The organism is Micromonospora musae (genome assembly GCF_003626635.1).
GTDB classification, from domain to species: Bacteria; Actinomycetota; Actinomycetes; order Mycobacteriales; family Micromonosporaceae; genus Micromonospora; species Micromonospora musae.
Genome location: NZ_RAZT01000008.1, coordinates 282,843 through 299,245, shown reverse-complemented (window position 1 = coordinate 299,245; position 16,403 = coordinate 282,843). Strand labels below are relative to the sequence as shown.

At 72.8% G+C, this 16,403-nt stretch carries 21 protein-coding genes; 5 read left to right on the top strand and 16 right to left on the bottom strand.

Going from position 1 to position 16,403, the window contains the following annotated elements; translation table 11 throughout:
- Nucleotides 1-2: 2 nt before the first annotated feature.
- The 5 genes from D7044_RS17920 to D7044_RS17900 form a co-directional block, all read right to left on the bottom strand.
- Nucleotides 3-740 carry an alanyl-tRNA editing protein gene (locus D7044_RS17920; protein ID WP_120680395.1) on the bottom strand — a complete coding sequence of 246 codons (738 nt, stop codon included), beginning with the start codon at nt 738-740 and terminating at the stop codon, nt 3-5.
- Nucleotides 741-751: 11 nt separating this feature from the next.
- Entirely contained in the window at nt 752-1,639 is an 888-nt protein-coding gene (locus D7044_RS17915; protein WP_120680393.1) for an alpha/beta fold hydrolase, read from the bottom strand.
- Nucleotides 1,636-1,950, bottom strand: coding sequence for a DUF2516 family protein (locus D7044_RS17910; protein WP_120680391.1), 315 nt, complete (start codon nt 1,948-1,950; stop codon nt 1,636-1,638). The genes D7044_RS17915 and D7044_RS17910 overlap by 4 nt, the downstream gene beginning before the upstream one ends.
- A 71-nt stretch (nt 1,951-2,021) precedes the next feature.
- On the bottom strand, nt 2,022-2,762 hold the full coding sequence (locus tag D7044_RS17905) for a hypothetical protein (RefSeq protein ID WP_120680389.1): 741 nt from the start codon (nt 2,760-2,762) through the stop codon (nt 2,022-2,024).
- Entirely contained in the window at nt 2,759-3,376 is a 618-nt protein-coding gene (locus D7044_RS17900) for a helix-turn-helix domain-containing protein (RefSeq protein ID WP_120689579.1), read from the bottom strand. Before D7044_RS17900 ends, D7044_RS17905 begins: the two co-directional genes overlap by 4 nt.
- A gap of 112 nt (nt 3,377-3,488) precedes the next feature.
- On the opposite strand from D7044_RS17900, the gene D7044_RS17895 reads away from it, so the two are divergent.
- Nucleotides 3,489-4,286 carry an alpha/beta fold hydrolase gene (locus tag D7044_RS17895; protein WP_199716665.1) on the top strand — a complete coding sequence of 266 codons (798 nt, stop codon included), beginning with the start codon at nt 3,489-3,491 and terminating at the stop codon, nt 4,284-4,286.
- A gap of 259 nt (nt 4,287-4,545) precedes the next feature.
- Here the strand turns inward: D7044_RS17895 and D7044_RS17890 are convergent, their stop codons facing one another.
- The 4 genes from D7044_RS17890 to D7044_RS17875 all read right to left on the bottom strand — a co-directional run bounded on the left by D7044_RS17890 (nt 4,546) and on the right by D7044_RS17875 (nt 7,986).
- A complete protein-coding gene (locus D7044_RS17890) occupies nt 4,546-5,505 on the bottom strand; it encodes an asparaginase (protein ID WP_120680383.1) in 960 nt (319 codons plus the stop codon).
- Nucleotides 5,506-5,598: 93 nt separating this feature from the next.
- Nucleotides 5,599-6,426, bottom strand: coding sequence for a beta-keto acid cleavage family enzyme (locus D7044_RS17885; RefSeq protein ID WP_120680381.1), 828 nt, complete (start codon nt 6,424-6,426; stop codon nt 5,599-5,601).
- Between the two features lie 22 nt (nt 6,427-6,448).
- Nucleotides 6,449-7,561: a CAF17-like 4Fe-4S cluster assembly/insertion protein YgfZ gene (gene ygfZ, locus D7044_RS17880; RefSeq protein ID WP_120689577.1), complete on the bottom strand. Its 1,113-nt coding sequence runs from the start codon at nt 7,559-7,561 to the stop codon at nt 6,449-6,451.
- A complete protein-coding gene (locus D7044_RS17875) occupies nt 7,558-7,986 on the bottom strand; it encodes a Fur family transcriptional regulator (protein ID WP_187398614.1) in 429 nt (142 codons plus the stop codon). The genes ygfZ and D7044_RS17875 overlap by 4 nt, the downstream gene beginning before the upstream one ends.
- A 67-nt stretch (nt 7,987-8,053) precedes the next feature.
- On the opposite strand from D7044_RS17875, the gene D7044_RS17870 reads away from it, so the two are divergent.
- Nucleotides 8,054-8,908 carry an aminotransferase class IV gene (locus tag D7044_RS17870; protein WP_120689576.1) on the top strand — a complete coding sequence of 285 codons (855 nt, stop codon included), beginning with the start codon at nt 8,054-8,056 and terminating at the stop codon, nt 8,906-8,908.
- A 95-nt stretch (nt 8,909-9,003) separates the two neighbouring features.
- Here D7044_RS17870 and D7044_RS17865 read toward each other — a convergent pair whose 3' ends face one another.
- Complete coding sequence (locus tag D7044_RS17865) at nt 9,004-9,609, bottom strand: heme-binding beta-barrel domain-containing protein (protein ID WP_120680373.1); 606 nt, start codon at nt 9,607-9,609, stop codon at nt 9,004-9,006.
- Nucleotides 9,610-9,664: 55 nt separating this feature from the next.
- Complete coding sequence (gene mtfM / locus D7044_RS33285; RefSeq protein ID WP_267900765.1) at nt 9,665-9,769, bottom strand: small membrane protein MtfM; 105 nt, start codon at nt 9,767-9,769, stop codon at nt 9,665-9,667.
- A 12-nt stretch (nt 9,770-9,781) separates the two neighbouring features.
- On the opposite strand from mtfM, the gene D7044_RS17860 reads away from it, so the two are divergent.
- The 3 genes from D7044_RS17860 to D7044_RS17850 all read left to right on the top strand — a co-directional run bounded on the left by D7044_RS17860 (nt 9,782) and on the right by D7044_RS17850 (nt 12,679).
- Nucleotides 9,782-10,156, top strand: a complete 375-nt coding sequence (locus tag D7044_RS17860; protein ID WP_120680371.1) for a DsrE family protein — start codon at nt 9,782-9,784, stop codon at nt 10,154-10,156.
- Between the two features lie 91 nt (nt 10,157-10,247).
- Entirely contained in the window at nt 10,248-10,631 is a 384-nt protein-coding gene (locus D7044_RS17855) for an SCP2 sterol-binding domain-containing protein (RefSeq protein WP_120680369.1), read from the top strand.
- Nucleotides 10,628-12,679: an amylo-alpha-1,6-glucosidase gene (locus tag D7044_RS17850; RefSeq protein ID WP_120689575.1), complete on the top strand. Its 2,052-nt coding sequence runs from the start codon at nt 10,628-10,630 to the stop codon at nt 12,677-12,679. The genes D7044_RS17855 and D7044_RS17850 overlap by 4 nt, the downstream gene beginning before the upstream one ends.
- 70 nt (nt 12,680-12,749) lie before the next feature.
- Here the strand turns inward: D7044_RS17850 and D7044_RS17845 are convergent, their stop codons facing one another.
- From D7044_RS17845 to D7044_RS17830, 5 genes are all read right to left on the bottom strand, one after another.
- Nucleotides 12,750-13,604 (bottom strand): hypothetical protein, encoded by an 855-nt coding sequence (locus D7044_RS17845; protein WP_120689574.1) that lies wholly within the window; start codon nt 13,602-13,604, stop codon nt 12,750-12,752.
- Between the two features lie 356 nt (nt 13,605-13,960).
- Nucleotides 13,961-14,293, bottom strand: a complete 333-nt coding sequence (locus tag D7044_RS17840; RefSeq protein WP_120689573.1) for a DUF1416 domain-containing protein — start codon at nt 14,291-14,293, stop codon at nt 13,961-13,963.
- A 3-nt stretch (nt 14,294-14,296) separates the two neighbouring features.
- Nucleotides 14,297-15,145, bottom strand: a complete 849-nt coding sequence (locus D7044_RS17835; RefSeq protein ID WP_120689572.1) for a sulfurtransferase — start codon at nt 15,143-15,145, stop codon at nt 14,297-14,299.
- Nucleotides 15,146-15,354: 209 nt separating this feature from the next.
- Nucleotides 15,355-15,432 carry an Ms5788A family Cys-rich leader peptide gene (locus D7044_RS33425; RefSeq protein ID WP_325050676.1) on the bottom strand — a complete coding sequence of 26 codons (78 nt, stop codon included), beginning with the start codon at nt 15,430-15,432 and terminating at the stop codon, nt 15,355-15,357.
- A 109-nt stretch (nt 15,433-15,541) separates the two neighbouring features.
- Nucleotides 15,542-16,330, bottom strand: a complete 789-nt coding sequence (locus tag D7044_RS17830; protein ID WP_120680361.1) for an LmeA family phospholipid-binding protein — start codon at nt 16,328-16,330, stop codon at nt 15,542-15,544.
- Nucleotides 16,331-16,403: the final 73 nt, after the last annotated feature.

Sequence of the window (16,403 nt, the reverse complement as noted above, 5' to 3'; positions counted from 1 at the left end):
CGTCACTCCACCAGACGGATGCGTACCCGGCGGTTCGCCCGGCCCTTGCTCTCCACCTTGACCACCTGCACCTTCCCGATCTGGGCGGTGGAGGCGACGTGGGTGCCGCCGTCGGCCTGCACGTCCAACCCGACGATGTCGACGATCCGCACCTCCTGCTCGTCGGCCGGGATGAGGTTGGACTGGGTACGGATGATGTCCGGCAGCGCCAGCGCGTCCGCCCGGGGCAGCACCCGGACGGCGACCGAGCGGTCGGCGGCCACCTCGGCGTTGACCAGCTCCTCGATCCGCGTCTTGAAGTCCGTCGGCACCTCGGGGAGGTTGAAGTCCATCCGCGCCTCGCCGGGCTCCATGTTGCCGCCCGTGACCAGCGCCCCGAAGTCGCGGAACACCACACCGCAGAGCACGTGCAGGCCCGAGTGGGTACGCATCAGCCGGGTACGCCGCCCGTCCTCAACGGCGCCGGTGACGGTGCTGCCGACCGGCGGCAGCGGATCCCCCTCGACGGGGATCAGCCAGAGGTCGTCGCCCTTGCGGGTGCCGGCGATCCGGGTCTGTACGCCCTGCCAGAGCAGCACCCCGTGGTCCGGCGGCTGCCCACCGCCACCCGGGTAGAAGGCCGAACGGTCGAGCACGATGCCCTGCTCCGGGTCGGCGTGCAGCACCGTGCACTCCCACTCGCGGAGGGTCGGGTCGGCGAGATCCAGCCGGTGCGTCCGGCCGTGATGTGTGACACCCATGTCAGGGCAGGTTACTCGTTGAAGAAGGTGGAGATTCGTTCGCGCAGATCGGCGCGTTCCGTCCAGAGCACGTTCGGTCGGTCGTAGACGTGCAGGGTGGCCTGCGGAAGCGCGGCCGCGAGCTGCTCGGCGACCGGCACCGGATGCAGGTCGTCGCCGGCACACGCGATCACCAGCGCCGGTGTGCTCACCGCCGCCAGGGCCCGGGCGTCCGGCAGTGCGACCTGCTCCGGAAGGTCGGCCAGTCCCGGCGCGAGCCCGTCCCGGAGCAGCTGGTCCAGCCGCTGACGCAGGTAAGCCCAGCCGGCCGGCGTGTTGCGGATCGCGGTCGGCAACTCACCGCTGACCACCTCGGCGACGAGGGCGGCGTCCCCGCTCTCGACCGCTTCGAGCAGCGCGGTGAGCCGCTGCCGGGCCACGTCGTCGCGCGGCCGGTCGAGCACGGCGGGCAGGAAGAAGACGAGCCGTTCGAAGCGCTCCGGGCTCTGCGAGAGCAGCCGGCAGAGCGCGCCGGCACCGAGGCTGGCGCCGAAGGCGCGGGTGGCGCCGCTGAGATCGGCCATCGCCCGGACGTCCCGGGCCAGGTCGGCGTAGCTCCACGGGCCGGGCGGCGCGTCCGAACGGCCGTGGCCGCGGAACTGGAAGAAGACCTTGCGGCCGCTGACGCCGCTACCGAACGGCCTGGTCGTGGCGATGCCGTTGCCGAGCCCGTGCGCGAACACGGTGATCGGGTCGCCGGCGCCGGTGACCAGCCGCTCCAGCCGTACACCGTGCGGCGTGGTGACCAGTTCGGTCTCCGGTTCGGGCAGCGCGGGGCGACCGGTCCGGGGAGCACCCGGGCCGGGGCCCCAGGTGCGGGGTCCGCCGTCGGGCGGAGGAGGCCAGCGAAAGCCTCTCACCAGAACCCTCGGCCGTCGCTGAGGTCACGCAGCCCGACCCGTACGTCCAGCAGGTAGATGAGCGCGGCCGCGATGCCGATCAGTCCGAAGAGGCTGATCGGGCCGAAGCCGAGCAGGGTGAGCACGAGGCAGACCGCCAGGATGGCGATCCAGCCCCCCTTGGGCAGGGTGCCGATCGCGTTGAAGGCGTCGGACCGCTGGGTGATGGCGTGCACCAGTGCGACGCCTTGAATGATCAGCGCGAAGACGAGCAGGACCAGCTCGATCACGTAGCGGGCTTCGAAGGCGAAGATCGGCGCGGCGTAGGCCATGACGGCAAGCTTATGTCGGCGACCCCGGAAACGTCCGACAAGGACGCCTCCGGGGATGCCGGTGCAGTGGATTACTCGGCGGCCGGGCGGGTCCGCTTGGTTGCCCGGGGCAGCTTGCCCGACGGGGTCTCGGCCGGCTTCGCGGCCTTGGTGCGGGGCTTACGGGCCGGAGCGTCTCCGGTCTTGGCCCTGACGGCGAGCGGCTTCTCCTCGACGAGCTTCGCCACCTCGGTCGGGCTGGGCACCTCGGCCGGGGCGGTGGTCTCGGTGGCGGCCGCCTCGGCGGGCTGGGCGTCGGCCCGCGCCGGCCCGGTGCCGGCCCCGGTCGCCTCGATGTCGGTGTTCACCGTGTCGGCCGCCTCCGGCACGCCGGCCCCGACCACGCGCTCACCGCGGGCGACCAGCGCGTCGTACGCGGCCAACGCCCGCTCCTGCGCGACCTGCGCACCGGCCAGCACCGCGGCCGCGTTGCGGGTGGCCGCGGCACGCAGCTTCTCCGGGTCTACCGCTTCCCGCAGCCGGTTCAGGTCGGCGGCCGCGTTGCGGGTGGCCGCCGCGCGCAGCTGGTTCAGGTCGAGGTCACCGGCGGCCGCCTTCTCCCGCAGGGCATTCGCGGTGCGCAGCGTCTCGTTGGCCTTCTCGCGCAGCTCGAAGCCGGTGACCACGGCCTTGCCACCGAGATCGGCGACCACCCTGGTGCCGAGGTCGCTGACCGTGGCGGGCAGCTTGCGCAGCTGCTCGATCGCCAGCTCGCCGGCGCCGGCCGCGGCGTAGACGGGGGCCGGAATGCGGTTGGTCTTCGGCTCGGTCATGACTTCTCCTCCTCGGCCGGCTCCCCGGCCTTCGGGGCCGCGCTGCCGGCGGCCTTCTTCTCGGGGGTACTGCTGCTCGTCGGGGCGGGCGCCGGACCGGCCTCGGTGACCGCGACCGACTCGAGGACCGCCTCGGTCGGGGTGCCCTCCGATGTGGTGGGTCCGGTGGCGGCCGGGTTGACGAGTCCGGCCGCCTCGGTCGGGGTGGCCGGCTGCCCGGCGGCGGCCGGTGGCTCGTGGGTCGCGTTCGCCGCGGCGGTCGCCTCGGCGAGGCGGACGTTCTCCCGGCGGAAGGTCTCGTAGATCTGGCTCAGCGACTGCTTCTGGGCCATCGTGAGGTCGGGGTCCACGGCGATGGCGGCGAGCACACCGTGGCCCTCCTTGTCGTCCAGGAGCCCGGCCCGCAGGTACATCGCCGGGGTCGAGACCCGCAGGGCGCTGGCGAGTTGCTGGAGCACCTCGGCGCTGGGTTTGCGCAGGCCGCGCTCGATCTGACTGAGGTACGGGTTGCTGACCCCCGCCTGCTCGGCGAGCTGACGCAGCGAGATCTTCGCGTTGCGTCGCAGGTCGCGAATGAACCCGCCGATGTCGGGAAGGTCCTTGCCGGTGGCCATGGTTCGACGGTAGCCCGGGGTGCTAGCTACTGCAAGCAATATGCTTGCCAGAGTTAGCAGCATCTCACCAACGTGCTTGCGCGTCCCGTCTGTCCGTGTCTACCGTCCTCGAATGACCAAGATCGAAGTGAACGGCGCCGTGCTGGCGTACGACGACGCCGGCGAGGGCAGCCCCGTGGTGCTGCTGCACGCCGGCATCGCGGATCGGCGGATGTGGCGGGCGCAGATCGCGGCCCTCGCCGCCCGGCACCGGGTACTCGCCGTCGATCTGCGCGGCTACGGCGAGTCCGAGCTGCCGCCGCTGCCGTTCACCCACCACGACGACGTGGCGGGCCTGCTCGACGCCCTCGGCCTGCCCCGGGCGGCGCTCGTCGGCTGCTCGTTCGGCGGCCGGGTCGCCGTGGACACCGCGCTCGCCCACCCGGACCGCGTCTCCGCCCTGGCGCTCTTCGGCGCTCCGGTCTCCGGCCACGAGTGGTCCGAGGAGACCGAGCAGCTCTGGGAGGAGTTGGTCGGCGACGTCGACCCGGAGGACTTCACGGCCACCGCCGCCGGTGAGGTGCGGTTCTGGGTGGTCGGCCCGACCCGTCGCCCGGAGGAGGTCGACCCCGAACTGGTCCGCTTCGCCGAGCTCATGGACCAGCGGGCCCTCGCCGCCGAGCAGGCGCTCAGCGCCGTCGAGGTGGGCGAGCTGGACCCGCCGGCCATCGACCGGCTCGGCGAGCTGGCCGTACCCGTGCTGGTCGGGACCGGCGCCGACGACGTGGCGGACCTGCGCCGGCTCGCCGATCGCATCGCCGCCGAGGTGCCGCGGGGCGTGCGGATGCCGGACGTGCCGGACAGCGCTCACCTGGCGCCGCTGGAGCGCCCGGAACCGATCAACAGGGCGCTGCTCGACTTCCTACCCTGAGCCGCACCCACCCCGTCCCCCCGCCGCTCCCACAGCCGCGAGCCCCAGCCTGTCGATCATGGCGTTGACCGCGGTTCCGGAGATCGACTCCGCCGTCAACGTCATGATCAACAACGGGCGCGTCCCGAGCGACACCGCTCGCCCGGGGGCCGGGAGAAGTTGAGCGTGATACCGCAGAGGCGTATTTATGCCTCTGCGGTATCACGCTCAACGGACCTAGGTGGGCAGGGCCGGGCCGGTGGGATGGGGCGGGGTGGGGCTACCAGAGCGGGCGGACCGCGCCGACCGGCACGCCCCCGCCGAAGAGCGGCACCTCGGCGTACTCGGTGAGCACCGGGGCCTCCACACCGAGCCGGCGCAGCGCCGAGACCAGCACCGGCATCCGGGCGCGGGCGGCGCCGTCGTCGATCTTCAGGGCCACCGCGCCCACACCGGGGAGCGCCGCGGCGATCACGCCCTCCGCGCCGACCTTGGCGAGCAGCCCCGGAATGCCGCGCATCAGCCGGGTGTCGTCGGCCTGGGTGCCGCCGACCAGCTCCGGGTACGCCCGCATCGCGTCGGCCACCGTACGCGGCAGCGAGCCGGCCTCGGCCGAGACGAGTCGAAGGAACGCACCGGCCAGCCCGGTCAGCGAGACCGCGAGCACGGGCGCGCCGCAGCCGTCGACGCCGACGGCCGCCACCTCCTCGCCGGTGAACTCCTCGATCGACTCACGCAGCCGCTGCTGGAGCGGGTGCTCCGGCCTCCAGTAGCCGTCCAGCGGCCACCCGGCGGCACGGCAGGTGAGCAGCATGCCGCTGTGCTTGCCGGAGCAGTTCATCTGGATCCGGGTCGGCCCGCCACCGGAACGCAGCACCACCTGCCGCGCCTCCTCGCCGGCCGGCAGGTCCGGCGGGCAGTGCAGCGCCGACTCGTCCAGCCCGGCCCGCGCCAGCAGCCCGGCGACCCGCTCCAGGTGGAAGTCCTCACCCGCGTGGCTCGCCGAGACGAGCGCCAGGTCGGCCGGATCGCCCAGCGACAGACCGGCGCGGAGCATTCCGATCGCCTGCATCGGCTTGCTGGAAGACCGGGGGAAGATCGGGGAGGTCACGTCCCCGGCGCCGGCCACCGTCGCCCCCGAGACGTCCAGCACCACGACCGAGCCGCGGTGCACCCCCTCGACGAACTCCGACCGGACCACCTCGGCGAGCGGCGCGCCGCCCTCGTACGTCTTTGCCACGCTGTGGACGGTACCGACGCGACGGCGGCCTCCGACGGCCGGGTGACCAGGTCGTCCGGCAATCTGTGACAGGAGTGCCGAACGGGGCTGGCCTTACAGGCCGAGCAGCTCGCGGGCCTCGGCGGTGGTCAGCGGCGGACGCTGGGCGAGCTGCGCGAAGCCGACCGCCCGGGCGACCAGCTGCATGTTGGACTCCACCGGGCGGCCCTTGGCGTAGGTCACCGTGTCCTCCATGCCGACCCGCAGGTGTCCGCCCGCGGAGAGCGAGGCGAGCAGCACCGGGATGGTGCTGCGGCCGATGCCGGTGGCCGAGAAGGTGGTCCCCTCCGGCAGGTCCCGCAGCATCTGCCGCGCGGCGACCAGCGTCTCGGTGGTGCCCGGCATGCCGCCCGGCACGCCCATCACGAAGTCGACGTGGACGTGCCCACCGTGCGGCAGGCCGTACTTGCCGAGCAGGCGCTGCAGCGCGGTCAGGTGACCGAGGTCGAAGATCTCGTACTCCGGCACGACACCCCGCTCCTGCATGCGGGTGTGCAGGTCGACGATGAACTCCCAGCGGTTGAGGAAGACGTCGTCGCCGAAGTTGACAGTGCCCATCGTGCAGGAGGCCATGTCCGGCGCGGCGTCGAGCACCGCGAGCCGGTGGGACTCCGGATCGGTCACCGCGCCGCCGGAGGAGAGCTGGACGATCAGGTCGGTGCTCTCCCGCAGCGCCGCCACCGTGTCGCGGAGCCGCCCCTGGTCGAGGGTCGGCTTCGCCTCGTCGTCGCGGATGTGGACGTGGATCACGGCGGCGCCGAGCGCCTCGCACTCCTTCGCGGTGAGCAGCAGCTCGTCGAGAGTCACCGGCAGCGCCGGGACCTCGGCCTTGGCCGACTCCGCGCCGGTCGGGGCAACCGTGATCAACGTCCCTGTGGTCATGCCGGGATCCTAGACGCCGAGGTCAGTCCGGGTCGATGGCGGCGGCGATGCTTCCGACCATGAGGGTCGCGTCCTCGGGGACGTTGCGTTTGATCACCGCGAGCGCGATCTGGCCCAGCTCGTGGTGGTGCACGGCGGTGCCCACGAAACCGACCGTACGGCCGTCGACCGTCACCGGGGTGCCGGCGGTCGGCGGGTGGTCCGTGGTCACCCCGTCCAGGTGCAGCAGGACGAGACGCCGCGGCGGCCGGCCCAGGTTGTGCACCCGGGCCACCGTCTCCTGACCCCGGTAGCAGCCCTTGTCCAGGTGCACCGCCGGGCCGATCAGGTTCACCTCGGCGGGGATCGTCCGGTGGTCGGTGTCCACGCCGACGCGAGGACGGCGGGCGGCCACCCGGATCGCCTCGTACGCCCAGAGCCCGGCGACGGGCACGCCCGCGCCGCGCAGCTCGGCGACCACCTGCTCCATCGACTCCCGAGGAACGAGCAGATCCACCCCGAGGGGCACCCGGCGAGCCCAGCCACCGGCAGGCAGCGGCTGCACGGCGTAGCGCGCGGTGGGCCGGGGCGGCACCTCGCCGTGCCGGAACTTCGGGCCCGGCACGGCTACCGCGTCGGGTGCGGCGAGCCCGGTCACACCGAGCGTCTCCAGCGCCGCGGGCGCCTCCGGCCCGACCAGGGAGAGCAGCGCGTGATCGGCGGTGGCGTCGCGCGGCTCGACCTTGCTGAAGAAGCGCATCTTCTCCAGGTACGACAGCAGTCCGGCGGTGGCCCCGGGCTCGGTGTCCAGCCAGCTGGTCACCCCGTCCTCGGCGACCAGGGCGTGCTGCTCGATGTGCCCGTGCGGGGAGAGCACCAGCAGCTCGGTCCCCTCGCCCGCGGCGAGGTCGGCGAGATGCTGCGAGGTCAGGGTGTGCAGCCAGCTCGCCCGCTCCTCGCCCGGCACCGCGATCACACCCCGGTGCGACCGGTCCACCAGACCGACGGCCGTGTCCAGCGCGCGTTGCTCCCGCATCGGATCGCCGTAGTGCGCGGCGACCCCGCGCACCCCGGCCGCGGCGTGCTCCGGCTCGGGCTGGTCGCGACTGGCCTCGTCGATGCTCTCGACGGCCACCGCGCCCGCGATGTCGATCATTCCTGGTCCCCGTTCTCACAGCTGCCGCAGACGCCGAAGAGTGACACGTGCCCGATGTCCACCCGGAATCCACGCTGGGCGAGGAGCTGGTCGGCGAACGGCCGGATCAGCTCGGGGTCGATCTCGTCGATCCCGCCGCAGTTGCGGCAGACCAGGTGGACGTGCTGGTGCTCGCCGGCCGCGTGGTACGTCGGTGAGCCGTGCGAGAGGTGGGTGTGGGTCACCAGGCCGAGCCGTTCCAGCAGCTCCAGCGTGCGGTAGATGGTGGTGATGTTGACGCCCGCGGCCACCTCGCGGACCGCGGTGTGCACCTGTTCCGGCGTTGCGTGACCGAGGTCGAGCACCGCCTGCAGCACGAGCTGTCGCTGCGCCGTCAGCCGCAGCCCACGGGAGCGGAGCATTTCGGCGAGGGAGGATTCGGACACCGTCCGATCATAGTTCGTCATCAGCGCGGATCCCGGTCCACCTGCTCCGCCGCTACGCTCGGCGGTCATGGTGGCAGCGAGGATCGCCGTACTGGGTCGCGACGCCGTCTCCGCGGATGATCCGGTGCTGCGCGGTGACGACCGGGGCGTACTGCACGGTGACGGGATCTTCGAGACCATGCACCTGCGCGCCGGGACGCCGTGGCTGCGCGACGAGCACCTGCACCGAATGGCCCGCGCCGCGGCGGCAGTGGAGCTGGCGCTGCCGCCCCGGGCCGTGCTGGTCGGGCTGCTCGACGCGGTCCGGGCGGGCTGGCCGGCCGAGGTGGAGGGCGCGCTCCGGCTGGTCTGCACCCGGGGACCGGAGAGCGGGGGCCCGCCGACCATCTACGCCACCCTCGCCGAGGTTCCGGCGGCCGCCCGCCGTGCGCGGGTGACCGGAATCACGGTGGCCACCCTGCCACTCGGCGTGCCCGCCGCGTCGCGCACCGCGCTGGAGTGGCTGCCCACGGGGATCAAGTCGACGTCGTACGCGGTGAGCACGGCCGCCCGACGCTGGGCGCTGCGGACCGGGGTCGACGACGTGCTCTGGGTCTCCTCCGACGGGTACGCCCTGGAGGGGCCGAGCGCGAACCTGGTGTGGCTGGTCGGCGGGACGCTCTGCACGGTGCCGGCCGCCCGGACCGGCGTCCTGCCCGGCACCACGGCGGCCTGGCTGCTCGCGCACGCCGGCGACCTGGGGCTCGGCGCCGACGAACGGATGGTCACGCCGGCCGGGCTGCGCGGTGCGGACGGCGTCTGGTTCACCTCGTCGGTACGGGGCCTAGTCGAGGTGACCGCCCTGGACGGCGAGCCCCGTTCCCCGTCCCCGCACACCGCCCCCCTGCAGGCGCTCCTGGGCCTCCCCGTCGAACCGGCGTGATCATGAGGTTGGCGGGCGTCACCGCCCCCGGCGGACCCGTCAACCTCATGATCGACGAGGTGGGCGGGTCAGCCGCCGAGGGGGGGGTGGGCCGGTCAGCCACCGACGCGGATCAGGCGGGCGGAGAGGTGCGGGTTGAGCCCCTGACCGACCGCCGCCATGTCCTGCGCGTAGAGCAGCGCGCCCTCGACGATGCCGAAGAGGCGGTGCCCCGCGGTGACCTCCTTGGCGGTCGACGTCCGCACCACCGCGTCGGTGACCAGCTCGACCTGGGTGCCCTTGCGCCGCCCGAGGTAGAGCTCCATCACCCCGGTCGGGTTCGTCAACAGCACCTCCAGCTCGTCGGTGGCCCGGCCACCGTCGAGCACCGGCCGCCACCAGCCCACCTCACGGCCGGCCGGGCGCACCGGGCGGCTCTGCTCGTCGAGGATCCAGGCACGCGACTCGTAGAAGAGGAACGGCCGCCCGTCGTGGCTGATTCGGATCTCCTGCGCGAAGTCGAAGTCCTCGACGGTGGGGTAACCGCCCCGCCCACGACCGCGCCACACCCCGATGTAGGGCAGCAGGCCGTCCAGCGTCGGGTGCAGCTTCGGGCCGACCCGCAGGTCGTTGCTCTCCTCGTACGGGTACGGGTCGACCGGCGGCGCGTTCAGCCACGGAGGTGGCGCCAGCGGGTTGTCGTCCGACGGGTTCGCGCTCACCGGATCTCCTTCGCTCGCGACTGCGGGGCTCGCAAACCCGGTCCACTCCTCGCGCTCACCAGTTACCTCTCGAGATGCGTACGGCCAGATAGATCAGGCCACCGGCGAGCGCGCCCAGGCCGGCGACCAGCAGGCTGACGAACCCGATCTCGGTAACCATCGCGGCCATCCTATGCTGGGCCCCATGGCCCGTACTCTCGTCGTCAAGGCCACCGCTGGTGCGGACGCCCCGGAGCGGTGCGCCCAGGCGTTCACCGTCGCCGCGACGGCCGCCGCCGCCGGAGTGGAGGTCTCCCTCTGGCTGACCGGTGAGTCGACCTGGTTCGCGCTGCCCGGCCGCGCCGAGGAGTTCGACCTGCCGCACTCGGCCCCGCTGGCCGAGCTGCTGCACGTGCTGCTCACCACCGGCACGGTCACCGCCTGCACCCAGTGCGCCGCGCGGCGGGAGATCGGCCCGGACGACGTGCTGCCGGGCGTACGGATCGCCGGCGCGGCGGTCTTCGTCGAGGAGACGATGGCCGAGGGCGCGCAGGCGCTCGTCTACTGACGGCACCCCCCGGGGCCGGCGCCGCCTCACCGGCTCGGTGAGCAATACCGATACCCGCCCGATTTGTCCGGCCGCTGCCTACGATTCTGCTGTGGGCGAGGCCATCGAGCGGTTCTTCGAATCGCTACCGGCGCGCGCTCCCGAGGTCCTGCGCGGGCTGGTGAGCGGCACCCTCCAGATCGACCTCTCCGTGGACGGTGGTGTCACCGAGCACTGGCTGGTCCGGATGCGCCCGGGAGTGGTGGAGGTGCGCCGCGAGCGCGCCCCGGCCGACGCGATCTGGTACAGCAGCGCCGACCTCTTCGAACGGATGGTGTGCGGGCAGGCGCAGGGCGTCGCCGCGGTGTTCCGCAACGAGAGCACGTTCAGCGGGAACGTCGTGCTCTTCCTGGTCTTCCGCCGGTTCTTCCCCGACCCGCCCGGCACCCGGGACCCCCGCGAGACGGCTCGGCAGCAGACCGGGCGGTCGGCGTGAAGGACCTGGTCAGCATCCTGGACGGCAGCACCTTCCTGGTGAGCGACAGGCGTGGTGACGTCGAGCCCTCCTTCGACTTCCCCACCGGCCTCTTCTCGTTCGACACCCGGTTCCTCTCCACCTGGCTGCTCACCCTCGACGGGGAGCGCCTGCACGCCCTCTCGATCGACGACGCGAAGTCCTACCGCACCCGCTTCTTCCTGGCCCCCGGCGAGCCGACCCACTACCTGGACGCCAACGTCTCGGTGATCCGCAGCCGCGCCATCGGTGGCAGCTTCAACGAGGAGCTGACGGTGCTCAACCACTCGGGGGAGCCTGTCGAGTTCACCCTGCGGCTCGACATCGGCGCCGACTTCGCCGACCTCTTCGAGATCAAGAGCCCGCGGCAGAAGAAGGGGCGGACGACCGCGACGGTGAGCGGGAACGAGCTGCGCCTGACCTACCGCCGCGAGGCGTTCCACCGGGAGACGGTGGTCACGACGAGCGAACCGGCGGACATCGACGTGGCCGGCATGACGTTCCACGTCCAGGTCGGCCGGCACGGCGAGTGGACCACCCGGCTGCACGCGGCGACCATCGTCTACGGCGCACGCGGTGAGGACATCCGCTCCAGCCTGCGGTACGGCGGCAGCCGGGACGTGGCCGTCATCGAGGCCGAACAGAGCGAGCTCATCGAGCGGGCACCGAAGCTCGGCTGCGACTGCGAGCCGCTCGCCACCGCGTACCGGCGCAGCCTCAACGACCTCGCGGCCCTGCGGTACGAGTCGATCGCCCTCGGCGTCCGGCTGCTCGCCGCCGGGCTGCCCTGGTTCATGACCCTCTTCGGCCGGGACAGCATGTTCACCTCGCTCCAGGTGCTGCCGTACCTGCCCGAGCTGATCCCGCCCACCCTGCAGATCCTCGGCGGTCTCCAGGGGCACCGGGTGGACGACTTCCGGGACGAGGAGCCGGGGAAGATCCTGCACGAACTCCGCTACGGCGAGACCGCCGGCTTCGAGGAGCAGCCCCACTCGCCGTACTACGGCTCGGCCGACTCGACACCGCTCTTCGTCATCCTGCTCGACGAGTACGAGCGGTGGACCGGCGACAGCCAGCTCGTGCTCCTGCTGGAGTCGGCGGCGCGGGCGGCGTTGGGGTGGATCGACACGTACGGCGACCTGCTCGGCACCGGCTACATCTGGTACCAGACCCGCAACCCGCGTACGGGTCTGCAGAACCACTGCTGGAAGGACTCACCGGACTCGATCTCGTACGCGGACGGGCGGCTGCCCGGCTTCCCCCGGGCCACCTGCGAACTCCAGGGCTACGCCTACGACGCGAAGATCCGGGGCGCCCGACTGGCCCGCAAGTTCTGGAACGACCCGGAGTACGCCGACCGGCTCGAACGCGAGGCGGCGGAGCTGAAGGAGCGGTTCAACCGCGACTTCTGGATCCCGGAGAAGGAGTACTACGCGCTCGCCCTCGACGCCGACGGCCGGCACGTCGACGCCCTCGCCTCGAACATGGGCCACCTGCTCTGGAGCGGCATCGTGGACGAGGCTCGGGCCGGGCGGATCGTCGACCATCTGCTCGGGCCACGGCTCTTCTCCGGGTGGGGTGTGCGTACCCTCGCCAACGACCAGGGGCGGTACAACCCCATCGGCTACCACGTGGGCACCGTCTGGCCGTTCGACAACTCGATCATCGCCTGGGGTCTGCGGCGGTACGGCTACCGCGAGGAGGCCGGGCGCATCTGCGACGCGATGCTCGCCGCCTCCCACTACTTCAACGGCCGGCTGCCCGAGGCGTTCGCCGGATACCACCGCAGCCTCACCGACTATCCGGTGATGTATCCGACCGCGTGCAGCCCGCAGGCCTGGTCGACCGGGACGCCGCTGTTGCTGCTGCGGGTCATGCTCGGCCTCGAACCGCAGGGCGAGCACCTGGTCATCGACCCGGCCGTGCCGGAGGGCATGGGCCGCATCGAGCTGCTCGACATCCCGGGGCGCTGGGGCCGGGTCGACGCGCTCGGTCGCAGCCGCACCCCGACCGAGGAGCACCGCCCCTGACGTCCCCCGGTACCGCCGACTGCGTGGTCGTCGCCGGCCGGTCACGACTCGTCGGCCTCCGGCGGGCGGGTCAGGAGCAGACGGTGGTGGCGGCGAGGTGCGGGTCGTCGGCGCTGGTGTCGAGCAGAACGGTGGCCCGGTCGGTGCGGTAGGCGTACGCCTCCGCGGTCTCCAGCACCGGGCCGCCCGTGGCGAGCGGCGCAAGCGGGGCGACCTGGGCCTTCAGGCCGAGGTCGGTGTCGGAGCGGACGGTACGCGCGACCCCGCCGTCGGGGCAGCGGGCGGTCACCAGCTCGGGTTCGGTCTCGGCGGGGACGCCGAGGACACGTAGCGCGTCGGCGAGCGCGGCCACCTCCGCTCCGGCCGTCGCGGCGTCGTCGGCCTGCCGGTAGCCGGCGCCGATCGGGCGGCAGCCGGTGTCGACGGTCAACCGGAACCGGCGTTCGCCGGCCGGTCGGCCGGTCACCGCGACGAACTCACCGGCGTCGGCGCGCAGCCGGAGCCCGTCCGGCGTCGTCCGCACCCCCGCCCGCCAATCCTCCGGCAGCCGATCCGCGAGCCCGTCGAGCAGTTGCCGCTCACCGCCCTCGGCCGCGGCCACCGCCACACTCCGGCTCAGCGTCGCGCCCTCGGCCAACGGGGTGAGCCGGCAGCCCCGCTCGACCTGCGTCGGGGTCAGCTCCAGCACGGCGCCCCCGGCGGCGGCGACCAACTCGCCGACGGCCCGGTCGACGAGCGGGCCGGCCTCGGAGAGGGTGCGTTGTTCGCGCACGGTGGGCGGGTCGTCGCGGACCGAGGTCCAGGCGAGCAGCGCGAGCAGCAGCGCCCAGGCCACGGTCGCGGCCAGCAGCCAGCGGCGGCGGCTGGGCACCGGGGCGTCAGGACCGGTCGGCGGGGCGTACCCCGTCTGGACAGCACCGCTCACCGAGCCATCGTGTCACGTGACGCCCGGCCGTCCGGACCCGCGTCGATGGTCGGGCCCGGGGCCGGCCGGCCCGGCAGCCCGCGCGGCGCCGAGCGACGGCCACCGCACGCCCGGCCGCCCGCAGGTGGGCGTACGCACCCGGGGCCGGCCACCCGTGCGGGTGACCGGCCCCGGGGCGATCAGAGACTGTCGGGAAAACCCGGGGCGAGCGAGGCGGAGTCCAGGCGGCGATCCGGCAAGGCGGAGATTCGTCCGGATACCGGTGTTGTATCCGGACGAATCTCCAACGCCGCCGGTCGTCGGCTGGGCCCGCCGCAGCCGCCGCAGGGTTTCCCGACAGTCTCTCGGAGCGTGGGTCAGGAGGCGAGGGTCACGGAGACCTCGTTGACGCCCCGGCCGGCGGTCACGCTGGTGTCGCCGTTGCCGTGCCGGGAGAGCGCGCGCAGGGTCCAGGTGCCCGGTGCGGCGAAGAAGCGGAACTCGCCGGCCGGCGAGGTCACCACCTCGGCGGTGAACTCGCCGCTCGAGTCGAGCAGCCGGACGTACGCGCCCGGCACGACCTCACCCCCGGCGGACCGGACGACGCCGCTGATCACCGTCTCCTTCTCCAGGTCCAGACCGGCCGGCAGCGGGGCGGCCTGGTCGGGGGCGGCGCAGCCGGCGGCGGTGGGAGCAGCAGGAGCGGTCACGGCTCACACCTCCCCGGGCTCGTCGCCGAGCGCGACCGGCACGCCGACCAGCGAGCCGTACTCGGTCCAGGAGCCGTCGTAGTTCTTCACCTGGTCGTGCCCGAGCAGCTCCCGGAGCACGAACCAGGTGTGCGAGGAGCGCTCGCCGATCCGGCAGTACGCGATGGTCTCCTTGCCGTCGTCGAGCCCCGCGTCGGCGTAGATCCTGCGCAGCTCGTCGTCCGACTTGAAGGTGCCGTCCTCGTTGGCCGCCTTCGACCAGGGCACGCTGATCGCGGTCGGGATGTGCCCGGCCCGCTGCGCCTGCTCCTGGGGCAGGTGCGCGGGGGCGAGCAGCCGGCCGGCGAACTCGTCGGGGGACCGGACGTCGACCAGGTTCTTGGTGCCGATGGCGGCCACCACCTCGTCGCGGAAGGCCCGGATCGAGGTGTCCGGCTCCTGCGCGACGTACTGCGTGGCGGGACGGGTCACCGCGTCCTTGACCAGCGGACGGGCGTCCAGCTCCCACTTCTTGCGACCACCGTCGAGCAGCTTGACGTCCCGGTGTCCGTAGAGCTTGAAGTACCAGTAGGCGTAGGCGGCGAACCAGTTGTTGTTGCCGCCGTAGAGGACGACGAGGTCGTCGTTGCCGACGCCACGCTCGGAGAGGAGCGCTTCGAACTGGCTCTTGTTCACGAAGTCCCGGCGCACCGGGTCCTGCAGGTCGGTCCTCCAGTCCAGCTTGATCGCGCCGGAGAGGTGGCCGGTCTCGTAGGCGGAGGTGTCCTCGTCGACCTCGACGAAGACGACGCCCGGGGTGTCGAGGTTCTTCTCGGCCCAGTCGGCCGACACGAGTGCGGTGTCGCGACTCATCAGATCACTCCCTGGTGAGGATGGGCGGTGAGCCAGCGCGCGAGAAGCGAAGTCTGCCGATGTCGCACCACGCGCGGGACCCATGGGTTAGGACGGATCACGGGTTCGTGCGACGGCGCCGCTGCCGGGCGAATGGGGTGGAGGCACCGGAGGGTACGCGGACCCTGCGTGCCGATGGTCGCGTCAGGCGACCGAGGACAGCCCCGCCGTCAGATGGCGGGGCGACACAGGCAGGTGGCCACGCGGCACAGGTCGACCGCGCGCCGTTTGGTGAGGAGAGTCCCCATGGGCAGCGAGCCTATCAGCCGTCGAGCTGAGCGCCAGGGTGTCGACCAGCATCCGGGAATCGGCGCCCGTCGACCGGTATCCGCCCCGGCGCCCACCGACCGGCGGGGTTCAGCCCGCGGAGTTGAGGGGCACGTCGGTCGCGTCCGCGGTGACCGCCAAGCCGTCCGGCGTCGGCCGGACCTCGCGGACGGTGAGCTGGAAGGGCAGCTCGGGCAGGGGCACGTCGACCGAGATGCTCCGGGCGTAGTTGTTCAGCAGCGTGCGCGCCAGCGGGACGTCCGGCAGCCCCTCGGCGTTCAGGTCGTTGAAGCGGAGGCTGACCTTCCCCTGCTCGCCGACCGCCACGTCGGCGGTGCCGGTGACGGTGAGCTGTTGGCCGAGGACGTCCACCGGCGCGGTCACCGCCAGCTTCCCGCCCTGCTCGCTGAGCTTGAGCCCGGGCCGGTCGAGCAGGGCGGCGAGGCTGTCGTAGCTGATGGTGGCGGTGCCGTTCACCGTCTTGGCGACCACCTCACCCTGCCCGGAGCGGAGGGTGTCCAGCGAGGCGGTGACGTCGCGCGCGTCGATGTCGAGCGTCGGCAGGCTGACCGCGTCGCCCTGGACGGAGCCCCGGACCTCGCGCAGCACGATCGAGATGCGCTCGTACCGGCCGTCGAGCACCTGGTTCAGGAACGGGAAGCCCCCGACCTCGACCTCGGGCGGCGCGGACTGGGCGCCCTGCTTGGCCACCTCCTGGCGGACCTGGTCGGTGATGGCGCGCTCGGCCACCCCGACGGCCACCCGGTCGGCGACCACCAGGATCCCGACCAGCAGCAGGAGCAGTACGACGAGCACGACGATCGCCCGACGACCTCGTCGCCGGGGACGTTCCACATACGCCGGTTGCGCCTGGGCCACGCCGCCTCCTGTCCGTGGGCCGCTTCGCGGCTCGTCCTGTCACGTCCGCCCGGTCGCGGCGGGTCGTCGCTGC

Excerpts from the sequence above, each read along its gene's own strand:
- D7044_RS17920 (WP_120680395.1), bottom strand. The coding sequence starts at position 740 with ATGGGTGTCACACATCACGGCCGGACGCACCGGCTGGATCTCGCCGAC.
- D7044_RS17910 (WP_120680391.1), bottom strand. The coding sequence starts at position 1,950 with ATGGCCTACGCCGCGCCGATCTTCGCCTTCGAAGCCCGCTACGTGATC.
- D7044_RS17905 (WP_120680389.1), bottom strand. The coding sequence starts at position 2,762 with ATGACCGAGCCGAAGACCAACCGCATTCCGGCCCCCGTCTACGCCGCG.
- D7044_RS17900 (WP_120689579.1), bottom strand. The coding sequence starts at position 3,376 with ATGGCCACCGGCAAGGACCTTCCCGACATCGGCGGGTTCATTCGCGAC.
- D7044_RS17895 (WP_199716665.1), top strand. The coding sequence starts at position 3,489 with ATGACCAAGATCGAAGTGAACGGCGCCGTGCTGGCGTACGACGACGCC.
- D7044_RS17885 (WP_120680381.1), bottom strand. The coding sequence starts at position 6,426 with ATGACCACAGGGACGTTGATCACGGTTGCCCCGACCGGCGCGGAGTCG.
- ygfZ (WP_120689577.1), bottom strand. The coding sequence starts at position 7,561 with ATGATCGACATCGCGGGCGCGGTGGCCGTCGAGAGCATCGACGAGGCC.
- D7044_RS17870 (WP_120689576.1), top strand. The coding sequence starts at position 8,054 with ATGGTGGCAGCGAGGATCGCCGTACTGGGTCGCGACGCCGTCTCCGCG.
- mtfM (WP_267900765.1), bottom strand. The coding sequence starts at position 9,769 with ATGGTTACCGAGATCGGGTTCGTCAGCCTGCTGGTCGCCGGCCTGGGC.
- D7044_RS17860 (WP_120680371.1), top strand. The coding sequence starts at position 9,782 with ATGCTGGGCCCCATGGCCCGTACTCTCGTCGTCAAGGCCACCGCTGGT.
- D7044_RS17835 (WP_120689572.1), bottom strand. The coding sequence starts at position 15,145 with ATGAGTCGCGACACCGCACTCGTGTCGGCCGACTGGGCCGAGAAGAAC.
- D7044_RS33425 (WP_325050676.1), bottom strand. The coding sequence starts at position 15,432 with ATGGGGACTCTCCTCACCAAACGGCGCGCGGTCGACCTGTGCCGCGTG.